Consider the following 17,628-nt stretch of genomic DNA (forward strand, 5'->3'; position numbering starts at 1 on the left):
GCGTCGTCGTAGCGGTATTCGGTGACCGCGCCCAGCGGATCCTGCTCGGCGATCAGCCGGCCCTGATCGTCATAAGCCTTGAGGTGCTCACCGCCATCGGCCTCGACCTTGCGCACCAGCCGTGCGCTGTCATCGTGGACGTAGGTTTCTTCGCTGCCATCGACGTAGTGCACCGCGACGCTGCCGTCATCGGCCCAGACGTAACGGGTGTCCATCTGCGCGAACGACGCCCAGTGCCGCATGCAGCGCGCCGCCTTGCCCGAGCGCTCCCACTCCCAGAAAAAGCTCGCGCCACCAGTCAACTGCCGCTGCAGGATGACGTGCTGATCGTCGTAGTCGTAACGCTCACTGTCACCGACCGCATTGGTCGCGGCCAACAACCGCTGACGCGCGTCGTAGCAATAACTGACCAGCGTTTGCTCGGTGCGCCAGCCATCAACCTCAAGCACCTGGTAATCAACCGCCACCAGATGCGCCCGGTCATAGCGCAAAAGCAGCGACCGACCCGCGCCATTGTCCAGGCGGACAATCCGCTGCTGATGATCGCGAGAAACGCTCAGACGATTGCCATACGCATCACTGACCGTCACCAACCGCCCGGCACGAAAGTGATAAAACCGCGCCGCATCCCCGGCCAGCGCGAGGATCAGTTCCTCCGGCTCATCGCCGAGAAAAATCGCCGCCCGCGACAGGCTGTTGTGAATCGCCGGGCGCTCAACGCTGGGCAACGGAAAACGCGTGCGGCGGTTCTCGTGATCGACCCAGATCACCGCCTCGCCATCGAACTCCAGCCGATGCGCCAGCGAATGACTCCAGCCAAACCCCAGCCCGACATCGATCTCCACCGCGCTGGTGCGGTACAGCCGGGTGAATTCGAACGGCAACACCCCATCGAGCGTGCCGTCGGTCAGGGTCAGCAATTCTTCACCGGTGACCATCGACACCGGACAGCCATTGGTGCAGGTCAGCGGTGCGCAATCGGCGCTGTCGCCGTTGGGGTTTTTGGCCTGGTTCGAAGCATCGTCGCGGGGTTCGTGACGCTCCATCCGGGTGGTGTTCCGCGACTTTTCCCGCGCCATCGGCGCCGGATTCGGCACACTCAGCACGACCGAGTCGGCCTGGCGAATGTTTAGAGGGATCGCTGGTGTCGGCTTCAAAGACACATTGCGTGCATTGACCATCAATGGCTTCAACGCGCCCGCGTGCTTGCTCAGATCCGCAGTGGAGGTCAGTTCGCTCAGGCGCAACGCCGATGCGGCCAGCCATTGCCGCGCCCGGGGCGACTTGATCTTGCTCAGCACCTTGCTGCTCAGTCGCACGGGCACGCCAACGCCGCCGGAAACCCGCATCAGCAGAAAACTGATCAACAACTCGACCCGGACTTCGGCCACTACTTCTGCCAGATACTGCGGCGGCAGCATCTTCAGCCAACTGGTGAACGCTGCCAGATGGATAAACAGCAACGGCTCGTCACTAAGGATCAGCAAGCCATTGGCGATAGCCTCGCTGGAGGCGTCGAGTAGCGCTTGCAGCTCGACATCGCTCAGGTACTGCAACAGTTTTTCGCTGTTGGCCTGCAGGTCGGCGAGCAGGGCAAACAGCTGTTTAACGTCATCCCAGATGTCGTGCAGGGCTTTCTCGAAACCGCGCCAGTCGGCCTGTTGCAACTGCTGGTAACGATCAGCCAAACCGGCGCCGGAAAACTCCGCCCACAGCGGCTGAAACCCGTCCCACTCCTGGCGAAGCCAGACCTCCATCCCGTCCAGAATCTCTTCATAGGAGGCGTACAGCGCTTGGATATGGTCGGTGGAAACATCAGGAAAGAAGGTGATGCGATAACGCTGGCCCCGGTCGCAGTCGCTGACTTCCAGAATGCCGCTCGGGCCGATGGTATGGCGCAGTGGTTCACCGAAACTCAATACCCCGTCGACCTCGCCGATTACTGGCTCGAGCATCACCGGCGTATCGCCGATCGGTACGAAGCGCGCCGCCTCGAACAGGTGCACCAGGGTCAACGGGCCGCTCGCGGGGCACATGACCACCGAGGTCTGGATCGGCTGGCGGGATTTGACCGGATCGCTGAGGTGCACGTCGTCGCCGACCTTGAACACCTGCTCGACATCCAGTGCCGTACCCGTCCAGAGCTGCTCGGCCCAGGCCTCGTAGTTGTTCAGGCACAGGCGGAACTCGCGGATCAGCGTTTCGAAGTCCGGGTGTTGCGGGTTCAGGGCGGCAACCACCAGCAGGCCGATGCTGTTGTTCAGGGCCAGGAGCCGATCGGTTTGGAACATTCGCAAGCACTCGCGCACATGAAAGAGGTGCGCGGACTTTGCGGGGGATCAACATGGAAAGAAGTCGGGAAAGTAGGCGTTATCTGTAGGGCATTTCGCTAAATGTCAGCGAGTCATTCCACCGCCCGTAAACATTGCCCGTTGCTCAATGTCCGCTGGCCTCGCTATGCTGCTGAACCCATTAATCAGATCCGTGTAGCGGCGCCGTTTGGGCCGCCCGGGATGTTTTTGATAACGGATCCGATGATGAATGCACCGATGAAGACGTTTGGCCCGATCAAGGCCGTGATTTTCGATATGGACGGTTTGCTGCTGGACACCGAAGGCATCTACACCGAGGTCACCTCGCTCATTGCCGAGCGCTACGGGCGGACCTTCGACTGGAGTGTTAAACAGAACATCATCGGGCGTGGCGCCAATGATCTGGCGAACTACGTGGTGCAGGCGCTGGATCTGCCGATCAGCGCCGAAGAGTTTCTGCTGATCCGCGAACCGCTGATGCGTGAACGCTTCCCCAAGGCCCAGGCCATGCCGGGTGCGGAGGAGCTGATTCGTCACCTCAAGGCGCACAACATTCCGATCGCCGTGGGCACCAGTTCGTCGCGGCAGTCGTTCGGCCAGAAAACCACCTTGCACCGCGACTGGTTTGCCCTGTTCGATTTCATCGTCACCGCCGATGACCCGGAAGTTGGCGCAGCGAAGCCGGCGCCGGACATCTTTCTCACCGCCGCCCGGCGTCTGGGTGTAGCGCCTGAAGACTGTCTGGTGTTCGAGGATTCGCCGTTTGGCGTCACCGCCGCGAAAGCGGCGGGAATGACTGCCATTGCGATTCCCGACGCGGCCATGGCCGATGAAAAATACGCGCATGCCGACGGGATTTTGCGCACGCTCAAGGCGTTTACCCCGAGTGCCTGCGGTTTGCCGGCGCTGGAGTGGGCTTGATCAGCCAATAAGCGCCGATAAAAAACGCCGCCCTCTGCAAAGAGGTGCGGCGTTTTTTGTATCCGGGATTCAGCGCAATCAGGCGCCAAAACCACCGTCGATGGTCAGGCTGGCACCGGTGATGTAACCGGCTTCCGGGCCGACCAGATAAGCGACGAAACCGGCGATTTCATCGGCGGTGCCGTAACGACCGACGGCCATCAGCGGGATCAGGCTCTCGGCGAAATCGCCATGGGCCGGGTTCATGTCAGTGTCGACCGGGCCGGGCTGCACGTTGTTGATGGTGATGCCGCGCGGGCCCAGATCACGGGCCAGGCCTTTGGTCAGGCCGACCAGTGCCGATTTGCTCATCGCATACACACCGCCACCGCCGAAGGGCATGCGGTCGGCGTTGGTGCTGCCGATGTTGACGATGCGCGACCCTTCGCCCATGTGCTTGGCGGCTTCCTGAGACGCGATGAACACGCTGCGCACGTTGATCGCCAGGGTCTGGTCGAAGTCTTCCAGTTTGAAGTCTTCCAGCGGCGCGATGGCCAGGACGCCGGCGTTGTTAACCAGAATATCCAGGCGGCCAAAGGCTTCGACAGTGGCGCTGACAGCATTGCGGATTGCGGCTTCATCGGCGCTGTCGGCCTTGATCGCCAAGGCTTTGCCGCCGCTGGCGGTGATGCTGTTCTGCAACTCTTCGGCCTTGGCGGTGGAGCTGACGTAGGTGAATGCGACAGCGGCGCCTTCGGCGGCCAGGCGTTTGACGATGGCGGCGCCGATACCACGGGAACCGCCTTGAATCAGAGCGACTTTGCCGCTGAGGTGTTGAGTGGTCATGTTCGATCTCCAGAAAATTCAAGGCAGGGTGCCTTGTTGTTGGAGCCGAGTATCGGCCTCGCATCGACAACCGTGTAGACCATGATTGCTATAGTCTGTGTAAACCAGAAGTTTATAGTGGCGATCATGGAAACTTTCAGCAGCATCGAATGCTTCGTGCGCAGCGCCGAAGTCGGCAGCTTTGCCGAAGCCGCCCGGCGCTTGAGCCTGACCCCGGCCGCCGTCGGCAAGAGTGTGGCGAAGCTCGAGGTGCGGCTCGGTGTACGGCTGTTCCAGCGTAGTACACGCAGCCTGACCCTGACCGAGGCCGGTCAGCTGTTTTTGAGTCAGGTCAGTGGCAGTCTGACGACGATTCAGAATGCGGTGGCCAATCTGGCGAGTGTGGAAGGGCTGCCGGCGGGGACGTTGAAAGTCAGCATGGGCACGGTATTCGGGCGCTTGTACATCGTGCCATTGCTGCAAGAATTTTTACGTCGGTTTCCGGCGATCAACCCTGATTGGCATTTTGATAACCGTCAGGTCGATTTGATAGGGCAGGGTTTCGATGCGGCGATTGGCGGGGGCTTTGAATTGCCCCAAGGCGTGGTCGCACGCAAGTTGACACCCGCACATCGCGTGTTGGTGGCGTCTGCTGACTATCTGCAAAGGCACGAAGCGATCGCCGAACCTGATGACCTGCAACGTCACGATGGCATCCTGATTCGTTCGCCGCAGACCGGTCGAGTGCGCTCCTGGCAGTTGATCAGTGGCCGCAGTCAGCTCTGTCAGCCCTTGAGCCTCAAGACGCGAATGACCATGAGCGACTCCGAAGCCGCCTGCGCTACGGCAGCACAAGGGCTGGGCATCGCGCTGGTCAGCATGCCGTTTGCCGTGGGTTACCTCGAGGCGGGCACCTTGCAGCGCGTGCTGCCGGACTGGTACATCGATGACGGCAACATTTCGATCTACTACGCCGAGCATAAATTGTTGCCGGGCAAGACTCGGGCGTTTGTCGATTTTGTGATTGAGCAGTTTGCGCAGCAGGGGTTGGCTCGGCGGTTCAGTGCTTTCTGAGCAAGACGTGGCACCGAGTTGACCCATTCGCGAGCAAGCCCGCTCCCACATTGGATCTGTGGCGTTCACAAATCCAATGTGGGAGCGGGCTTGCTCGCGAAGGATACGACTCGGTATTCGTCTGTGAACTCAGCGAGCAAACCGCTCCGCCCAGCCAATGATCTGTTTCGGTCGTGGCGTCGCATAGGTCCGCACCTTGGACGTCGACAACCCCAGCCGCACCAGCGATTCAGCAATGGTCACCGCCGCCGTCACGCCATCCACCACCGGCACCCCGGTGCGGCGACGAATCTGTTCATCCAGCCCGGCCATGCCGCCGCAGCCCAGGCAAATCACCTCGGCCTTGTCCTGAGTCACCGCCAGCTCCGCCTGCTGCACGATGGCTTCCAGTGCGCGCTGTGGTTCGTGCTCCAACTCCAGCACCGCAAGACCACTGGCCCGCACCGAGGCACAGCGATCCCACAGGCCCGAGAGTTTCAGTCGATCCTCGATCAGCGGCACGGTGCGATCCAGCGTGGTCACCACCGAATAGGCGTGGCCGAGAAACATCGCGGTACTGGCGGCGGCGTCGGTGATGTCCACTACCGGCACGTTGAGCAGTTCCTGCAAACCTTCGCGACCGTGTTCGCCGTAACCGGCCTGAATCACCGCGTCGAACGGTTGATCGTAGGACATCACCCGGTCCATCACGGCGATGGCCGCCAGGTAACTTTCGAAATTGCCTTCCACCGAGTCGGCGCCGAAGAACGGTGTCAGGCCGACGATCTCCGTACCGGCAGACGCGACGGCCTGCGCCGAGCGGGCGATGGCCTGGGTGATGGATTCGGTGGTGTTGACGTTGACCACAAGAATACGCATGGGAAGTCCTTATTGCGGGCAGTTCAGCGGCCCAAACCCGGGCCGCAAGGAAGTTAATGGCTGACGTTGTCGACGGCGATCGATTCGCCGCTGACGTCGGCGTAGTGCGGCTGACGTTTGGCGATGATCAGGTAGAGCATCGCGGCAATGCCGGCGCCCACCAGCCAGGAGAACGGCGAGATGCTGTGGAAGCCCGGCACCAGCGCTAGGACGATGGCGATCAGCGCTGCCGGAATGAACGCCGCCACCGCGCGGAAATTCACTCCACGGCTGTAGTAATAGGCGCCGTTGGGGTCTTCGCTGTACAACTGCGGGACGTTGATCCTGCCTTTGCGGATCAGCCAGTAGTCGACCATGATCACCCCGTACAGCGGGCCGAGCAGGGCGCCGAGGCCGGAGAGGAAATACACGATCACCAGCGGGCTGTTGTAGAGGTTCCACGGCAGGATCAGCACGGCGATGGTCGCGCTGATCAGCCCGGCGCGGCGGAAGGTCAGGTACTTCGGCGCCAGGTTGCTGAGGACGAACGCCGGGGCGACGAAGTTGGCCATGATGTTCACCGCCACGGTGACGATCAGGAACGCCAGGCAACCCAGTACCAAGAAAAACGTGTTGGGGATCGAAGCGATGATTTCGGTCGGGCTTTCGATGATCCGCCCGTTGATCTGAAATTGCGCACCGCAGAGCAGGACGGTGATGGCGGCGAATACCAGTATGTTCACCGGCAGGCCCCAGAAATTGCCGACCTTGATGGTGTTGCGGCACGGCGAAGAACGGGCGAAGTCGCAGAAATTCAGGATCAGCGTGCCGTAGATCGCCAGCCACAAGGCGCCGCCGGCAAAGATGTTGCGCCACATTTCGCCACCGCTCAGCGGTTCGCGGATCGACCAGGCGATGGTTGCGTTGGCCTGGGTGTACATCCACGCGGCGAGGGCGGCGACGGTCAGCAGAATCACCGGGCCGGCAAAAGCCTCGTAACGGCGAACCATTTCCATGCCGTAGGCGAGAATCGCCAGCTGCACGAACCAGATCGCTACGAAGCACACCCAGCCCAGCGTCGACAGGCCGAGAATCGAGTTGTGGTCGTAATCGGCGAAACCGGGGTGAATCGCTGTCAGCAGCACGCGAAACACCACCGACGCCAGATACGTCTGAATCCCGAACCAGGCGATGGCGATCACCGCGCGAATCAACGCCGGAATCTGCGCGCCGTGGATGCCGAAACTGATCCGGCTGATCACCGGAAACGGCACCCCGGTTTTCTGCCCCATGTAGCCGGACAGGTTCATGAAAAAGTACACCAGCGCCGCGCCGATCCCCAGCGACAGCAGAATCTGCCAGCCCCCCAGGCCCAACGCATACAGCCCGATGGCGAACGAGTAGTTGGCGATGTTGTGCACATCGTTGGTCCACAAGGCGAAGATGCTGTATTTGCCCCAGCGCCGACCTTCGGCGCGGGTCGGTGCCAGGTCGCTGTTGTGCAGGCGCGGGCTGAGTTGTAACGGTTGAGCCAGACCCGCGTCGGGCAATGGCTGGTCGAGGGCAGAGGCGGGCAGATTCAGCGCGATGTTGTTGGAGAGACTTGTACGCATTCCGGCAGGCTCCTGATGGGCGGGGCCGCGATGACTGTGCATGAGCTCAGTGCTCGACAAATCTTCGTCGCGGCCAGCAGACATCACTGGTTACGGGGCATCTGCAGCCTGTACGGGATAGGACGCTTCAGGCTTGCGGATCGAAAGTGTGGATTGATGTTTTGCAGTTTTGTATACAAAACATGTATGCACCAAAGCCAGATCTGTGCCAGTCAGCGATCTATGGAGCGCTGTGCTCATTTCGAAAAGTTATCGATGAGCGCTAAGTGTTTGAAAATAATTGGTTATAAATTGACCGATTGAACAGGTATTTATTTTTTGCGGGGGATTTTGCGGAGGTGGCAGAGCGCAGGGGAATTCAGCAGGGATGTAACTTTTCAGGGCGTGAAAGCAAAAAGTGCACACATAAATGGCACCGATGGTGACATTCGTGTGTACACATTTTTTCATGGCACCACGAAGCAAATGTGGGAGCGAGCTTGCTCGCGAAGGCATCTTCCCAGTCAACAAATTCGCTGACTGACAGACCGCTTTCGCGAGCAAGCCCGCTCCCACAGGGGGGACATCATTGGGGCGATATTTACGCCTTGCTGATGATATTCCCCGCATGCAGCCCGCACTCTTTCTGCGTCGCTTCTTCCCACCACCAGCGGCCTTCGCGCTCGTGCTGGTTCGGCAGCACCGGGCGGGTGCACGGTTCGCAGCCGATGCTGATGAAGCCGCGTTCATGCAGGCTGTTGTACGGCAGTTCGAGCATGCGGATGTAACCCCAGATCTCTTCGCTGGTCATCTGCGCCAGCGGGTTGAACTTGTACAGGGTGCGTTCGGGCGTGGAGAACGCGGTGTCGATCTCCAGCACCGCCACGGCGCTGCGGGTGCCCGGGCTCTGGTCGCGGCGCTGGCCGGTGGCCCAGGCTTTGACGCCGGACAGTTTGCGCCGCAGCGGTTCGATCTTGCGGATGCCGCAGCATTCGCCATGGCCGTCCTTATAGAAGCTGAACAGGCCTTTTTCCTTCACGAACGGTTCCAGTTTCGTGTAGTCCGGTGACACCAGTTCGATATCGATCTTGTAGTGCTCGCGCACCTGATCGATGAAACGGTAGGTCTCCGGGTGCAGGCGGCCGGTGTCGAGGCTGAACACCTTGACGTTCTTGTTCAGCTTCCAGGCCATGTCCACCAGCACCACATCCTCGGCGCCGCTGAAAGATATCCACAGCTCGTCACCGAACTCGGCGAACGCGAGTTTCAGGATGTCTTGGGCGGATTTGTTGGCATAGGTCGTGGCGAGTTCCACGACATCGAACGTTGGGCTCATCAGGGCGGCTTCCTACAGGTCGGTGGCGCTGGGCGCTCTATATGGCGGCGATGGTAACAAAAAGCGGCGGAGTAGGGTGTGCCCGCTGCGTTGCGCGGTGGCGGGGGAGTCGCTAGAGTTCGGGCTCGCTCGACTCAATAATCACTACAAACGGGAGTGTCTTGTGGAAATTGCTTGCCTGGATCTTGAAGGGGTACTGGTGCCGGAAATCTGGATCGCCTTCGCCGAAAAAACCGGAATCGAATCCCTCAAGGCCACCACCCGGGACATTCCCGATTACGACGTGTTGATGCAGCAACGCCTGCGCATCCTCGACGAGCACGGCCTGAAGCTCTCGGACATCCAGGAAGTGATCGCCACCCTCAAGCCGCTGGACGGCGCGGTGGAGTTCGTCGACTGGCTGCGCGAGCGCTTTCAGGTGGTGATTCTCTCGGACACCTTCTACGAATTCTCCCAGCCGCTGATGCGGCAACTGGGCTTCCCGACCTTGCTCTGCCACCGCCTGATCACGGACGACAGCGGGCGAGTGACCAGCTATCAATTGCGTCAGAAAGATCCCAAGCGTCAGTCGGTGCTGGCGTTCAAGAGCCTGTACTACCGGGTAATTGCGGCGGGAGATTCGTATAACGACACGAGCATGCTGGGTGAGGCGGATGCGGGGATTCTGTTCCATGCGCCGGACAACGTGATTCGCGAGTTCCCGCAGTTTCCGGCGGTGCATACGTTTGCCGAGTTGAAGCAGGAGTTCCTCAAAGCCTCAAACCGGGATTTGAGTTTGTAATTACAACATTGTGGCGAGGGAGCTTGCTCCCGCTCGGCTGCGCAGCAGTCGTAAGATTTTGGGGAGCGCTTCGCACTCCAGCGGGAGCAAGCTCCCTCGCCACAAAAAGTTATAGGTTTTGCAGGGTATCGAGGAGGATTCTGACCTTGGTAATCGACTCCTGATACTCCGCCTGCCAGTCCGAATCGGCCACGATCCCGCCGCCACCCCAGCAGCACACCTGCCCATCCTTGACCAACAGACTGCGAATCGCGATGGAGCTGTCCATCTCGCCGCGTACGTCCAGGTACAGCAACGAACCGCAATACAAACCGCGCCGGGTCGGTTCCAGTTCATCGATGATCTGCATCGCACGGATCTTCGGTGCGCCGGTGATCGAGCCGCCGGGGAAGCTGCCAGCAATCAGATCCAGCGCATCGCGATCCTCGGCCAGTTCGCCGGTCACGCTGCTGACCAGGTGATGCACGTTGGGATAGCTTTCCAGGCTGAACAGCTCTGGCACTCGCACCGAACCAATCCGGCAGGTGCGGCCGAGGTCGTTGCGCAGCAGGTCGACGATCATCAGGTTTTCCGCGCGATCCTTGGGGCTGGCCAGCAGCTCGGCGGCGTTGGCGGCGTCTTCGGCAGGTGTCAGGCCGCGCGGGCGGGTGCCCTTGATTGGGCGGGTTTCCACCTGACGCTGGCTGACTTTGACGAAGCGCTCCGGCGACAGGCTCAACACCGCATCGCCGTCGGGCAGGCTCTGAAACCCGGAAAACGGCGTCGGGCAGGCCTCGCGCAACGCGCAATAGGCCAGCCACGGATCGCCCTGACACGGTGCGCGGAAACGCTGGGCGAAGTTCACTTGATAGCAGTCGCCGGCCTGGATGTATTGATGAATGCGTTCCAGCGCCTGGCGATAGTCATCGGCCGACAGGTCGGCGGTCATCGGCGTGTCCAGCTTGAACGGCGTCAGCGGCGCTGAAGTCGGTTGGCTGAACAGCGCGATCAGCCGTTGCCGTTCGCTGTCGGCCAGTGACGGGTGAAATATCAGTTGGCTGGTGGCGGTCTGGTGGTCGCTGATCAGCGCCCAGTCGTACAGGCCGAACCGCGCGTCGGGCAATTGCAGATCATCCCGGGCCTGGCTCGGCAGGTGTTCCAGATGCCGGCCAAAGTCGTAGCTCAGGTAGCCGATCAGGCCGCCGGCGAATGGCAGGTCATATTCGCCAGGCAGCTGCGCCTCGCCCAGACGGCTCAGATTATCGCGCAGGCGTTGCAGGAAAACGCTGCCGCTTTCGTCGGGCAACACCGCCAGTTGTTCCAGCGGCCAGGCGCTGAGCAGATCATAACGGCCACGGTCGGCGCTCGGCCGGCCGCTGTCGAGCAGCACGGCGCCGGGTGCATGGCGGATGGCCGCGAAGTAGTCGGCGGGGTTGGCGCGGTAGGGCAGCGGGTGTACGGAACAGGTCAACATGGGCGGGGCAGATCGGCCATCGAGGCGGGGTGGGGATTGTAGTCCTCTCGGCTGCCAGATCAAAATCAAAAGCTACCCCTTCACCCCAGCCCTCTCCCCCAAGGGGGCGAGGGGGAAAGGGGGCGGATCTTCATGCTTTTCAAGTTCTGAGTTCGACTCGAACTTGCAGGTCGATGTACTTCGAGCATCCAACACGGTCAGTCCCCTCGCCCTCCGGGAGAGGGCTAGGGTGAGGGGCTCTTCAGCTTTTCAGCTTCAGCCCTCGACCGCCGGAATATGCCCAAACATCTCCTGAGTAAACGCCACCCGCTCTTCAACTGACTCCGTCACCCCACGCGCCTTCAGGTCTTCCAGATGCGCCTCGACCGCATGCGTACGCTGGGTCAGCCCGCAATCGTTGGCAATCTGGATATTCAGACCTGGCCGCGCATTCAGTTCGAGAATCAGCGGGCCTTTCTCCTGGTCCAGCACCATGTCCACGCCGATGTAACCCAGGCCGCACAGCTCATAACAGCCGGCGGCGAGTTTCATGAAACCATCCCAGTAGGGCAGTTGCACGCCGTCCACCGCGTTGGTGGTGTCGGGGTGTTTGTTGATGATGTTGTTCAGCCAGGTGCCGCGCAGGGTCAGGCCAGTGGCGAGATCGACACCGACGCCGATGGCGCCCTGGTGCAGGTTGGCCTTGCCGCCGGACTGGCGGGTCGGCAAACGCAGCATGGCCATCACCGGATAGCCCATCAGCACGATGATGCGGATGTCCGGCACGCCTTCGTAGCTGATGCTCTTGAAGATCTGGTCCGGAGTCACCCGGTATTCGATCAGTGCGCGGTCGCGGTGACCGCCCAGCGAATACAGGCCGGTGAGGATGCTCGAGATGTGGTGTTCGAGTTCTTCATGGGCAAGGATCTTGCCCGAGACCGTGCGATAGCGGCCCTCGAAGCGGTCAGCGATGACGATGATGCCGTCACCGCCGGCGCCCTGGGCCGGCTTGATCACGAAGTCGTTGTGCCCGCCGATGATCGCGTCGAGCTTGTCGATTTCCTTCTCCGTGGAGATCACGCCGTACAGCTCCGGCACATGAATGCCGGCAGCGATGGCGCGCTCCTTGGTGATGATCTTGTCATCGACGATCGGGTACAGGCTGCGCTTGTTGTATTTGAGCACGTAGTCGGCGTTACGCCGATTGATGCCCATGATGCCCCGCGCCTCCAGCGCCTTCCAGGTCTTCCAGAAACCGAACATCAGGCGTCAGCCTTCTTCAGGAAAGCCTTGAAGCGCACCAGTTCAGTCAGGCGGTAGCCGCGATAGCGACCCATCGCCAGCATGAAGCCGACCAGAATCAGCAGGATCGCCGGGAAGGTGAACACGAAGTACACCAGCTCGGGCACGGTCATGATCAGGTGTGCCAGCGAGGCGGCGAACAGCGTGCCGATCGCCACTTTCATGGCATGGCTGGCGCCACGTTCTTCCCAGGTGATCGACAGGCGTTCGATGGTCATGGTCAGAATCACCATCGGGAACAGCGCCACCGACAAACCGCGCTCCAGGCCGAGTTTATGGCTGAACAGACTGATGGCGGCAATCAGCACCACCACGAAGGTCAACACCACCGACAGGCGCGGCAGCATCTGCAGCTTCAAATGTTCCAGATACGAACGTAATGACAGGCCCAGCGCGGTGATCACGGTAAACAGCAGGATGCCGAAGCCCAGTTGCGTTTCGCGGAAGGCCAGGGCGATCAGCACCGGGGTAAAGGTGCCGAGGGTCTGCAGGCCGATCAGGTTGCGCAGGATCAGGATCACCAGCACGCCGATCGGGATCATCACCATGATCATGAACGTTTGCTGGGTCTGCAGCGGCAGGCCGTACAGCGAGTATTCGAGGAAGTTGGCGTCGGTGTTTTCGTCGGTCAGCTTGGCCAGACGAATCGCGTTCATCTCGCTGTTGTTCAGGCTGAAGGTCACGTTGGCTTTCTTCGCGCCCTCGATGGTGATCAGGTTTTCATCACCGGTCCACCACAGCAGGCGGTCGGTCGGCAGGCCTTGTTCGCCGGTTTCCGGGTTGAAGTACAGCCAGTCGTTGCCGTTGAAACTGCGCAGCCACAGTTCCGGGGTTTGCGGCTGATCGGCGACGAGGCGGATGGTGTGGACTTTTTCTACCGGCACGTGAGCGATCGACAGCAGCAGTTCGACGATCTTCGCCTTGTGCGGCGTCGACGGGTCGCCGGCCAGCAGCAGTTTGACGTTGTCATCGTTGGCGTTGTTGACGCGTTTGATCGCTTCGCCGATGAAGGTTTCGACGTCGGCCGAGTGCTGGCGGATCGGCGCGAGCAGAGCTTCGGCGGCGATTTTTTCCGGGCCTTCGATGGCGATGCTGTCGCGGAAGGTCGGGCCTTTGATCTTGGATTTTTCCGCGGTGTAGCGCTTGGTCAGCACCAGACGGTAATAAAGGGTCTGGTTGCCCTTGGCCCGGCGCGCCGACCAGGTGACCTTGCGGTTGCCGTCGACACGGTTGACCGCTACGCCGTAATTATTGGAGATAAAGCTTTCGTTGAGGCTGACGTAATCGCGGCTCAGCGGTGGCACGAACATCTGCACCTTCACCGGGTCCTTGGTGCTGGCGACGAACTCGACTTTGGCGTCGATGTTCCACAGGTCGTCGGTGGCATCTTCGGTCACCGGGATGCCGAGCACGAAAATCTGATAGGCCGTAACCGAAACGCCCAGGAGCACCAGAATGGTGATCAGGATTTTCAGGTGGAAGGTTAGAGAACGCATGGAAATTACTCGGCGGTATGAGCGGCGATGGTGCAGGCAGGTTTGCCGGCAGCGTATTTAAGACTGGGGTCGACCAGCGCGTCGAAGCGTTTCAAGGCTTCGGAGCCGATCAAAAGCGGGTATTGGAACGCACTTCGGTCGGTCAGGTTCACTTCGATGCTGCGCAACGCCGTGCCCATGCAGATATCCAGCTCGATCACCGGGCGCGCGGTGTACTTTTTACCTTCTTCCGGGTCGTAGTCGCCGGCGCGGCGCTTGATCTTGCTGACCCGGGCCAGCGGCCGCTCGATCGGGTGCGAATGCGCCGCGTCGATCGCCAGGTAGAAACGCACCCAGGACTCGCCGTTGCGTTTGAAGCGTTTGATGTCGCGGGCACTCAGTGAGGCGGTTTTGGCGCCGGTGTCGAGTTTGGCCGCGACTTGCAGATTGATGCCGTCAAGCGATGCGTATTCGTTGAGGCCGTACACGGTTTTTTCCCCCGCCGCGGCGAGGCCGGGCAGGCAAAACAGCGCAAAAAATGTGGGGAAGGGCTTGAGTCTCATAAATCCTGGTGCGCAGCGTTCCGTTTTCGGTTCAGGTTCCTGGCAATACTGCGCAAGCTCCTTCGTGTGCCTATCAGCTTTTTATGACAAGCCGTACAAATGGCCAGCAAATGCGGGCGGCATTCTAGCACGGTGGTTTTATGGCGCCAGCGCCCGCACCGGTCTATAACCCTTGGGGTAGTCAAGGAGGGTTATTAGACGATTGTCGACAATGTGTATTTATCCTTTGACTGATGTGGGCGAATTGGCTAGTTTTTGCCGCATTGGATTTAAAGGTGTCGACAATCATGCTGGATCAACTCGATCCCCCGGTCATCAGCGGCGACGATTCCGAGACGCTCTCGGAAAACGTCTTCCGGCGCATCCAGGCGGCCATCGTCAAAGGCGAGATCGCCCCAGGCAGCAAGATCTCCGAACCCGAGCTGGCGCGCACTTATGGCATCAGTCGCGGGCCGCTGCGCGAGGCCATTCATCGGCTTGAAGGCCAACGGCTGTTGGTGCGCGTACCGCATGTCGGCGCGCGGGTGGTGTCGCTCAGCCACGCCGAATTGCTCGAACTCTACGAAATCCGCGAATCCCTTGAAGGCATGGCCTGCCGGCTGGCGGCCGAGCGCATGAGCGTCGAAGACATCGACGAACTGCGCCGGGTGCTGGAAACCCACGAGCGCGACGCGGCGTTCCAGGCCGGGGTCGGCTATTACCAGCAGGAAGGCGATTTCGACTTTCACTACCGGATCATCCAGGGCAGCGGCAACCGCACGCTGACCCAGATGCTCTGCGGCGAGCTGTACCAACTGGTGCGCATGTACCGCATCCAGTTTTCCACAACGCCCAACCGCCCGCGTCAGGCCTTCGCCGAACACCACCGGATTCTCGATGCCATCGCCGACCGTGACGGCGAACTCGCGGAATTGTTGATGCGCCGCCACATCGGCGCCTCGAAACGCAACATCGCCCGTCATTACCAGGACGGCGCCGACAATAAGACAGCCACTGAACGAGGTGAGTCATGAGTTCCAAGCAGAACACTCCAGGCCAGCGTTTCCGCGATGCGGTCGCCAGCGAGCATCCATTGCAGGTGGTCGGCGCGATCAACGCCAACCACGCGCTGCTGGCCAAGCGCGCCGGTTTCAAGGCGATCTACCTGTCCGGTGGCGGGGTGGCCGCAGGCTCGCTCGGCGTGCCGGACCTGGGCATCACCGGCCTGGATGACGTGCTCACCGACGTGCGGCGCATCACCGACGTCTGCGACCTGCCGCTGCTGGTGGACGTCGACACCGGTTTCGGCTCGTCGGCGTTCAACGTGGCGCGCACTGTGAAGTCGATGATCAAGTTCGGCGCCGCGGCGATTCACATCGAAGACCAGGTCGGCGCCAAGCGTTGCGGCCACCGTCCGAACAAGGAAATCGTCAGCCAGCAGGAAATGGTCGACCGCATCAAAGCCGCCGTCGATGCCCGTACCGACGACAGCTTCGTGATCATGGCGCGTACTGACGCGCTGGCGGTGGAAGGTCTGGAGTCGGCACTGGATCGCGCCGCGGCGTGCATCGAGGCCGGCGCCGACATGATTTTCCCGGAAGCCATCACCGAGCTGGAGATGTACAAGCTGTTCGCCAACCGGGTGAAAGCGCCGATTCTGGCCAACATCACCGAGTTCGGCTCGACGCCGCTGTACACCACCGAGCAGCTTGCAGGGGCGGATGTGTCGCTGGTGCTGTACCCGCTGTCGGCGTTCCGCGCGATGAACAAGGCAGCGGAAAACGTCTACACCGCGATCCGCCGCGACGGCACACAGCAGAATGTCATCGACACCATGCAGACGCGCATGGAGCTCTACGATCGCATCGACTACCACACGTTCGAGCAGAAGCTCGATGCGTTGTTTGCACAAAAGAAAGGCTGAATTAAACCCTGTGGGAGCGGGCTTGCTCGCGAAGACGGACTGATATCCAACATTGATGTCGACTGATCCAGCGCTTTCGCGAGCAAGCCCGCTCCCACACGTTTCCCCTACAAATTCAAGAAAATAGGAGACAGCAATGGCCGAAGCAAAAGTACTCAGTGGCGCCGGGCTCCGTGGCCAGGTTGCCGGGCAAACCGCACTGTCCACCGTGGGCCAGGCCGGTGCCGGGCTGACCTATCGCGGCTACGACGTGCGTGAACTGGCAGCAGACGCGCAGTTCGAAGAGGTGGCGTACCTGTTGCTCTACGGCGAGCTGCCGACCCAGGCGCAACTCGACGCCTACCAGCAAAAGCTGAGCAAGCTGCGCGACCTGCCGCAAGCACTGAAAGAAGTGCTCGAACGCATCCCCGCCGACGCCCACCCGATGGACGTGATGCGCACCGGTTGCTCGTTCCTCGGCAACCTCGAGCCGGAGAAAGACTTCTCCGAACAGCGCGACAAGACTGACCGCCTGCTCGCCGCGTTCCCGGCGATCATGTGCTACTGGTATCGCTTCAGCCACGACGGCAAACGCATCAACTGCGTCAGCGACGAACCGACCATCGGCGGCCACTTCCTGCACCTGCTGCACGACAAGAAGCCGAGCGAACTGCACGTCAAAGTGATGAACGTGTCGCTGATCCTTTACGCCGAGCACGAATTCAACGCCTCGACGTTTACCGCTCGCGTTTGCGCATCGACCCTGTCCGACCTGTACTCCTGCGTCACTGCGGCTATCGGTTCGCTGCGTGGCCCGCTGCATGGCGGCGCCAACGAGGCGGCAATGGAAATGATCGAGCGCTTCTCGTCGCCGCAAGAGGCGATCAAAGGCACCCTCGGCATGCTCGAGCGCAAGGACAAGATCATGGGCTTCGGCCACGCGATCTATAAGGACAGCGATCCGCGTAACGAGGTGATCAAGGGCTGGTCGAAAAAACTCGCCGACGAAGTCGGTGACAAGGTGCTGTTCCCGGTCTCCGAAGCCATCGACAAGACCATGTGGGAGCAGAAAAAACTGTTCCCCAACGCCGACTTCTACCATGCCTCGGCGTACCACTTCATGGGCATCCCGACCAAGCTGTTCACGCCGATCTTCGTCTGCTCGCGCCTGACCGGCTGGGCCGCGCACGTGTTCGAACAGCGCGCCAACAACCGCATCATCCGTCCAAGCGCCGAGTACATCGGCGTCGAACAGCGCAAGTTCGTGCCAATCGAACGTCGCTGAATGGTGAGGCTGCCACACGGGTAACTGGATAA

Annotated in this window: 15 protein-coding genes and 1 pseudogene; 7 read left to right on the plus strand and 9 right to left on the minus strand. The window is 60.8% G+C overall.

The annotated features are described in order from the left end of the window. The coding region (locus M0808_RS26865; protein WP_247843049.1) for a DUF6531 domain-containing protein at nucleotides 1-2,291 on the minus strand (2,291 nt) is incomplete at its 3' end. A gap of 246 nt (nucleotides 2,292-2,537) precedes the next feature. Between M0808_RS26865 and M0808_RS26870 the strand changes: the two genes are divergently transcribed. Continuing rightward, nucleotides 2,538-3,233 carry an HAD-IA family hydrolase gene (locus M0808_RS26870; protein WP_027613306.1) on the plus strand — a complete coding sequence of 232 codons (696 nt, stop codon included), beginning with the start codon at nucleotides 2,538-2,540 and terminating at the stop codon, nucleotides 3,231-3,233. A 78-nt stretch (nucleotides 3,234-3,311) separates the two neighbouring features. Here M0808_RS26870 and M0808_RS26875 read toward each other — a convergent pair whose 3' ends face one another. Continuing rightward, the gene (locus tag M0808_RS26875; protein ID WP_027613305.1) at nucleotides 3,312-4,058 is read right to left on the minus strand and encodes a 3-oxoacyl-ACP reductase family protein; all 747 of its coding nucleotides are present in this window, start codon (nucleotides 4,056-4,058) and stop codon (nucleotides 3,312-3,314) included. Nucleotides 4,059-4,184: 126 nt separating this feature from the next. Between M0808_RS26875 and M0808_RS26880 the strand changes: the two genes are divergently transcribed. Beyond that, nucleotides 4,185-5,111 carry a LysR family transcriptional regulator gene (locus tag M0808_RS26880; protein WP_247843050.1) on the plus strand — a complete coding sequence of 309 codons (927 nt, stop codon included), beginning with the start codon at nucleotides 4,185-4,187 and terminating at the stop codon, nucleotides 5,109-5,111. A gap of 129 nt (nucleotides 5,112-5,240) precedes the next feature. Here M0808_RS26880 and M0808_RS26885 read toward each other — a convergent pair whose 3' ends face one another. Both M0808_RS26885 and M0808_RS26890 read right to left on the minus strand, forming a co-directional pair. Then, nucleotides 5,241-5,969: an aspartate/glutamate racemase family protein gene (locus M0808_RS26885; protein WP_139055651.1), complete on the minus strand. Its 729-nt coding sequence runs from the start codon at nucleotides 5,967-5,969 to the stop codon at nucleotides 5,241-5,243. Nucleotides 5,970-6,022: 53 nt separating this feature from the next. Then, the gene (locus tag M0808_RS26890; protein ID WP_247843051.1) at nucleotides 6,023-7,561 is read right to left on the minus strand and encodes an NCS1 family nucleobase:cation symporter-1; all 1,539 of its coding nucleotides are present in this window, start codon (nucleotides 7,559-7,561) and stop codon (nucleotides 6,023-6,025) included. Nucleotides 7,562-8,001: 440 nt separating this feature from the next. On the opposite strand from M0808_RS26890, the pseudogene M0808_RS28615 reads away from it, so the two are divergent. After that, nucleotides 8,002-8,118: pseudogene (locus M0808_RS28615) on the plus strand (DUF4381 domain-containing protein); the annotation flags it as partial. 23 nt (nucleotides 8,119-8,141) lie between these two features. Here M0808_RS28615 and M0808_RS26900 read toward each other — a convergent pair. Continuing rightward, nucleotides 8,142-8,876 (minus strand): phosphoadenylyl-sulfate reductase, encoded by a 735-nt coding sequence (locus M0808_RS26900; RefSeq protein WP_003223260.1) that lies wholly within the window; start codon nucleotides 8,874-8,876, stop codon nucleotides 8,142-8,144. Nucleotides 8,877-9,039: 163 nt separating this feature from the next. Between M0808_RS26900 and thrH the strand changes: the two genes are divergently transcribed. After that, nucleotides 9,040-9,657: a bifunctional phosphoserine phosphatase/homoserine phosphotransferase ThrH gene (thrH, locus tag M0808_RS26905; protein WP_247843052.1), complete on the plus strand. Its 618-nt coding sequence runs from the start codon at nucleotides 9,040-9,042 to the stop codon at nucleotides 9,655-9,657. Between the two features lie 109 nt (nucleotides 9,658-9,766). Here thrH and pabB read toward each other — a convergent pair whose 3' ends face one another. From pabB to M0808_RS26925, 4 genes are all read right to left on the minus strand, one after another. Then, nucleotides 9,767-11,110, minus strand: a complete 1,344-nt coding sequence (gene pabB, locus M0808_RS26910; protein WP_247843053.1) for an aminodeoxychorismate synthase component I — start codon at nucleotides 11,108-11,110, stop codon at nucleotides 9,767-9,769. A 255-nt stretch (nucleotides 11,111-11,365) separates the two neighbouring features. Next, nucleotides 11,366-12,352, minus strand: coding sequence for an alpha-L-glutamate ligase-like protein (locus M0808_RS26915; protein ID WP_098967945.1), 987 nt, complete (start codon nucleotides 12,350-12,352; stop codon nucleotides 11,366-11,368). Continuing rightward, nucleotides 12,352-13,887: an inactive transglutaminase family protein gene (locus M0808_RS26920; protein ID WP_007960894.1), complete on the minus strand. Its 1,536-nt coding sequence runs from the start codon at nucleotides 13,885-13,887 to the stop codon at nucleotides 12,352-12,354. Before M0808_RS26920 ends, M0808_RS26915 begins: the two co-directional genes overlap by 1 nt. A 5-nt stretch (nucleotides 13,888-13,892) precedes the next feature. Then, nucleotides 13,893-14,429 carry an ATP-dependent zinc protease gene (locus M0808_RS26925; RefSeq protein ID WP_025110318.1) on the minus strand — a complete coding sequence of 179 codons (537 nt, stop codon included), beginning with the start codon at nucleotides 14,427-14,429 and terminating at the stop codon, nucleotides 13,893-13,895. A gap of 290 nt (nucleotides 14,430-14,719) precedes the next feature. Between M0808_RS26925 and M0808_RS26930 the strand changes: the two genes are divergently transcribed. From M0808_RS26930 to prpC, 3 genes are all read left to right on the plus strand, one after another. Then, nucleotides 14,720-15,442, plus strand: a complete 723-nt coding sequence (locus M0808_RS26930; RefSeq protein WP_174377155.1) for a GntR family transcriptional regulator — start codon at nucleotides 14,720-14,722, stop codon at nucleotides 15,440-15,442. After that, the gene (prpB, locus tag M0808_RS26935) at nucleotides 15,439-16,332 is read left to right on the plus strand and encodes a methylisocitrate lyase (RefSeq protein WP_007960897.1); all 894 of its coding nucleotides are present in this window, start codon (nucleotides 15,439-15,441) and stop codon (nucleotides 16,330-16,332) included. The genes M0808_RS26930 and prpB overlap by 4 nt, the downstream gene beginning before the upstream one ends. Before the next feature lie 136 nt (nucleotides 16,333-16,468). Continuing rightward, on the plus strand, nucleotides 16,469-17,596 hold the full coding sequence (prpC, locus tag M0808_RS26940; protein ID WP_134785841.1) for a 2-methylcitrate synthase: 1,128 nt from the start codon (nucleotides 16,469-16,471) through the stop codon (nucleotides 17,594-17,596). The last annotated feature ends 32 nt before the right edge of the window (nucleotides 17,597-17,628 follow it).

This window comes from Pseudomonas sp. MWU12-3103b (assembly GCF_023100615.1).
Lineage (GTDB): Bacteria > Pseudomonadota > Gammaproteobacteria > Pseudomonadales > Pseudomonadaceae > Aquipseudomonas > Aquipseudomonas putida_A.